Source organism: Spongiibacter sp. (genome assembly GCF_041602295.1).
GTDB lineage: Bacteria > Pseudomonadota > Gammaproteobacteria > Pseudomonadales > Spongiibacteraceae > Spongiibacter.
This window is the reverse complement of sequence record NZ_JBFIGO010000170.1, coordinates 1-3,551: the sequence shown is the minus strand read 5'-3', so window position 1 is coordinate 3,551 and position 3,551 is coordinate 1. Positions and strand designations below refer to the sequence as shown.

Here is a 3,551-nt window from a genome sequence, read left to right as displayed (position 1 = left end):
GGCTGACCCGACCCTGGTAGTCGTTGATGATGTCGAGCATGACCTTGATGGTGGTCGACTAGCCGGCGCCGTTGGGCCCGACGAAGCCGAACACCTCGCCCTCGGCCAGGCTGAAGCTGACCTCGCGCAGCGCCTGCACCGCCTTGCCCTTGACGCGAAAGGTCTGGCTGACGCCATGAAATTCCAGTGCAGCACTCACGACTGATCCTCCATGCCGGCGATTTTCAGTTTCTTCAAGATGATTGTCCCTTCGCGCAACTCGTAGCCGAGCCTGAGCGGATCATCCGGCAAGACTGGCAACAGGCCGGCTTCGACCAGTTGCTCAAGCCTGACCAGCGCGCCATTGTTGGCCTCGAAGCGGCGTTGCGCCTCGCGCAGGGTAACCAGCCCTTGCAGGCGAACGACGCGTTTGTCGAGCATGTCGCGCAGCTTGGGGTCGCCGGCGGCGTCACGCTGCTGGGTCAGGTAGTCCAGGGCCAGCTGTTCATCGGCGAAGGTTTCCGCCTGCAGCATCACCGCCAGCTTGCGCAGGCCTGCGGCATTCTGCGGCGAGCGCTGCGCGCCCAGTTCGAGTACGCGTTGCGCTTCGGCTATATCACGCTGAAAGAACGCCAGGTTGACGCCATAGAAAAACGCCGGAACAAAGTCCCAGGTACGGCACTGCACCGCCGCACGCAGCACCTGATTACCCTCGCTGACCGCGCCGCCCCAGGTGAGCAGGCCGTTGGCCAGGTAATAGTTGTCTTCATGGCAGGCATTCAACTGCGCGACGATCTGTTGGGCACGGATCAGGTAATTGGCATCACTCTGGCCATCCTGTATGCCGGTGGCGGCCAGGCGCATGGTTTCCAGGTCGGCAGCGAGGAAGCGGTCACCGCCGTACAGCGCCAGCAGGATGGGCGCGGCTATCACCACCCGATCCTGCACCCGCGGTTGCTCCAGCGACAGCGGCTGTTGGGCACGCCAGAAGGCGATGCCGGCAAACACAGCAAAGCCCAGCAGGGCCAGCAACAGCGGAACGTAACGGCCGCGCATATCAGGAAAACCGCTTGCGTTGCAGCGCCCAGACCGCCAGCGCCAATAAAGCGACTATATATGCCAGGCTGGAGAGCAGCAGCCATGACCAGTCGGCGGGGAGAAAGTCCATGCTGCCGTAGAGCGCGACCATGCGCACATCCAGCGCACCGAGATCCGGCAGCAGGTAACCGAGCAGACCAACGCCCACGCGGTAACTCTCGGCATCGCCGACTACGAAAGCGTTACGGGTGAGCAGTTCGATAATGGCAGCGAAAGAGCGCGCCACCAGCATAAAACCGAAGGTGCCGATCAAGACGAAACTGGGGGTCGAGGCGACCACAGCGAGCAGGCAGGCCAGGGCGGTCAGCAGCAACAGATCCACCCCGACAAAGGCAATGCTGACCAGGTAGTGGTGATCCAGTGCCACCGGCGTACCCTGAGCGTAGCCCTGACCGACCTGCCCGACCAGCAACGCCAAGAGCAGCGCCATGGCCAGCAGCAGGCCAAGGGTCAAGGCGACAACCGCCAGAAAACGACCGAGCAACAGCTTATGCCGTGGACGCGGATAGGTCAGGGAATTGAGGAAGTAGCGCCGATCGAATTCGCGGGAGAGCAATTCCTGGGTCATCAGCACCAGCACCAGCGGCAATAGCAGACGCATCACCGACAGACCGACATCCAGCGCCACTGTGGCGGGCTGGCGGCCACTGAACTCGGCGGCCAGTAAAGCAGCCAAGGCCAGCACCAGCAATGAACAGCCAGCCAGCCACAGGTAGCGAGCGCGCAAGGCCAGACGAAGTCCAGCTAAGAAATCAGAGAAATACAACATGAGCAGCCATCACAAATTCATGAGGAGGTAAACGTACTATCGCAAACGGCACAGAGTCAACGCCACTCAAGCCTATTGCACTGCCACTACCGCAACAACAATTCAAGTCGCGGCAAATCACGGAAGAACTTTTGGCGTAATACACCCCTTAGGGAAAAGACAATTTATAGAGGGATCTATTAGCCGAAATAGTTAATAGACAATCGACTGCACCCCCCCTCAATCCAACTCGCAAAAACAGCACCCAAACCCAAATCACCAATAGTAACGACAAAATCAGGCGTCGCACCGAAAAACCAACTTCCAAAGCGCAGCTAGCCTGTTGCCTACCGCTGAATTGGACCTCAAGGGTGGCAGATAGCCACACGACAATCAGTAAAAAATTGCTGAACGACTATCGTCTGCCGCCAAACATTACATAAAATACGAAAGACTTTAATAAACTGCTTATCCAAAAAAACAAAAAGAGGGAGGCAGACGCCTCCCTCCATCCCAGCAAAAGCTTGCTCGCAAACTTAAGGCTGAGTCTATTTAATTATTACGGAGCTGTGGGAGCAGGAGCCTGCGCATTCGCAACTGCCGTAACAGCGGTTTGCGAGCATTCTGTATCCGGATACTGCTGCGTCACTTGACCGGACCCGGTGCTGGCGGTAGGGAATGTTGAACCGCTAACAGACTCAATGCAGGTCTCAGTCTCACTCACTGTACACTTCACAGTAACGCCATCGTCTTCCAAAGTCACAACAGCACTACGCGAGCTCTTCTGCCCTTTGGTGTGACAAACACTGATGGCAGCAACAGAAGTAGTAGGCTCACACGCCAAAGAACCTACGACATTGTTAGAGAGCACGAGCGTTATGTCATTGGCCAGCAGCGGACAATCCGTGAGAATGATCGCATTATTCCCCGCTGCGAGATCAGTAGTCACCGCCGAGGCATAGCCCGCAGTCATAAATGCACAAAAACCTGCAACCGCTAATGGAAACTTTTTCATTATATATCTCCTGAAACTTCGGCCGACTTAGAGCAGATTGGAAACAACGGAAGTGTAGCCATTCTTAGTGTCAGCCGTTGCAGCAGTATCGTTCGCCTTGGCGCGATACTCATTGAACTGCGGAATGGCGATGGCGGCGAGAATACCGATGATCGCGATCACGATCATCAGCTCGATCAGGGTAAAACCTTTTTGCTTCTTGAGAGACTTCATGGTCAAGCTCCTATTGTGGTTAAGGTCAGCGACCTGACAGGGACAAAGCAGATGGCGTGCCAACTCGGCAGAACGCGCAGCATAAGGGATCTCTTGCTGCTCAGCACAAACCACCCGCCTCCAACACGGCAGCAACTGACGTTTTTTGTCAGGCGGGCCTGCCGCACTTGGGCTTGGCGCGCGATTAGGCTATAAGTCAGCAGCATCCGCCTCCCTTCGATTAGCAGAAGCGCAATGAACGACACTCCGAATCTGACCGGCCTGGCCCGGCAACTGGTCAACGCCGACCTGCTCGACGAACGCGCCGCCGGCCAGGCCCAGGCCCAGGCGCTGCGCAACAAGATCCCGCTGGTGTCCTACCTGGTGCAGAACAAGCTGGCCAGCAGCCGGGCGGTGGCCGAGATTGCCTCCGAACAGTTCGGCGTGCCGCTGTGCGACCTCAGGGCCATCGACAAGGACAGCCAGCCGCACGACCTGGTCAGCGAGAAGCTGTGTCGC

General features: G+C 57.6%; 5 protein-coding genes and 1 pseudogene. 1 reads left to right on the top strand and 5 read right to left on the bottom strand.

What is annotated here, in order from left to right; all coding sequences use genetic code 11:
• Positions 1–58: 58 nt before the first annotated feature.
• The 5 genes from ABYM29_RS15245 to ABYM29_RS15225 all read right to left on the bottom strand — a co-directional run bounded on the left by ABYM29_RS15245 (position 59) and on the right by ABYM29_RS15225 (position 3,053).
• Positions 59–199, bottom strand: a complete 141-nt coding sequence (locus tag ABYM29_RS15245; RefSeq protein ID WP_372865648.1) for a hypothetical protein — start codon at positions 197–199, stop codon at positions 59–61.
• Positions 196–1,035 (bottom strand): hypothetical protein, encoded by an 840-nt coding sequence (locus ABYM29_RS15240; protein ID WP_372865647.1) that lies wholly within the window; start codon positions 1,033–1,035, stop codon positions 196–198. Before ABYM29_RS15240 ends, ABYM29_RS15245 begins: the two co-directional genes overlap by 4 nt.
• 1 nt (position 1,036) lies before the next feature.
• A complete protein-coding gene (locus tag ABYM29_RS15235) occupies positions 1,037–1,846 on the bottom strand; it encodes an ABC transporter permease subunit (RefSeq protein ID WP_372865646.1) in 810 nt (269 codons plus the stop codon).
• Between the two features lie 538 nt (positions 1,847–2,384).
• On the bottom strand, positions 2,385–2,840 hold the full coding sequence (locus tag ABYM29_RS15230) for a hypothetical protein (protein ID WP_372865645.1): 456 nt from the start codon (positions 2,838–2,840) through the stop codon (positions 2,385–2,387).
• Between the two features lie 27 nt (positions 2,841–2,867).
• The gene (locus tag ABYM29_RS15225) at positions 2,868–3,053 is read right to left on the bottom strand and encodes a prepilin-type N-terminal cleavage/methylation domain-containing protein (protein ID WP_372865644.1); all 186 of its coding nucleotides are present in this window, start codon (positions 3,051–3,053) and stop codon (positions 2,868–2,870) included.
• Between the two features lie 234 nt (positions 3,054–3,287).
• Here ABYM29_RS15225 and ABYM29_RS15220 point away from each other — a divergent pair.
• Positions 3,288–3,551 (top strand): annotated as a pseudogene (locus ABYM29_RS15220) (type IV-A pilus assembly ATPase PilB); the annotation flags it as partial.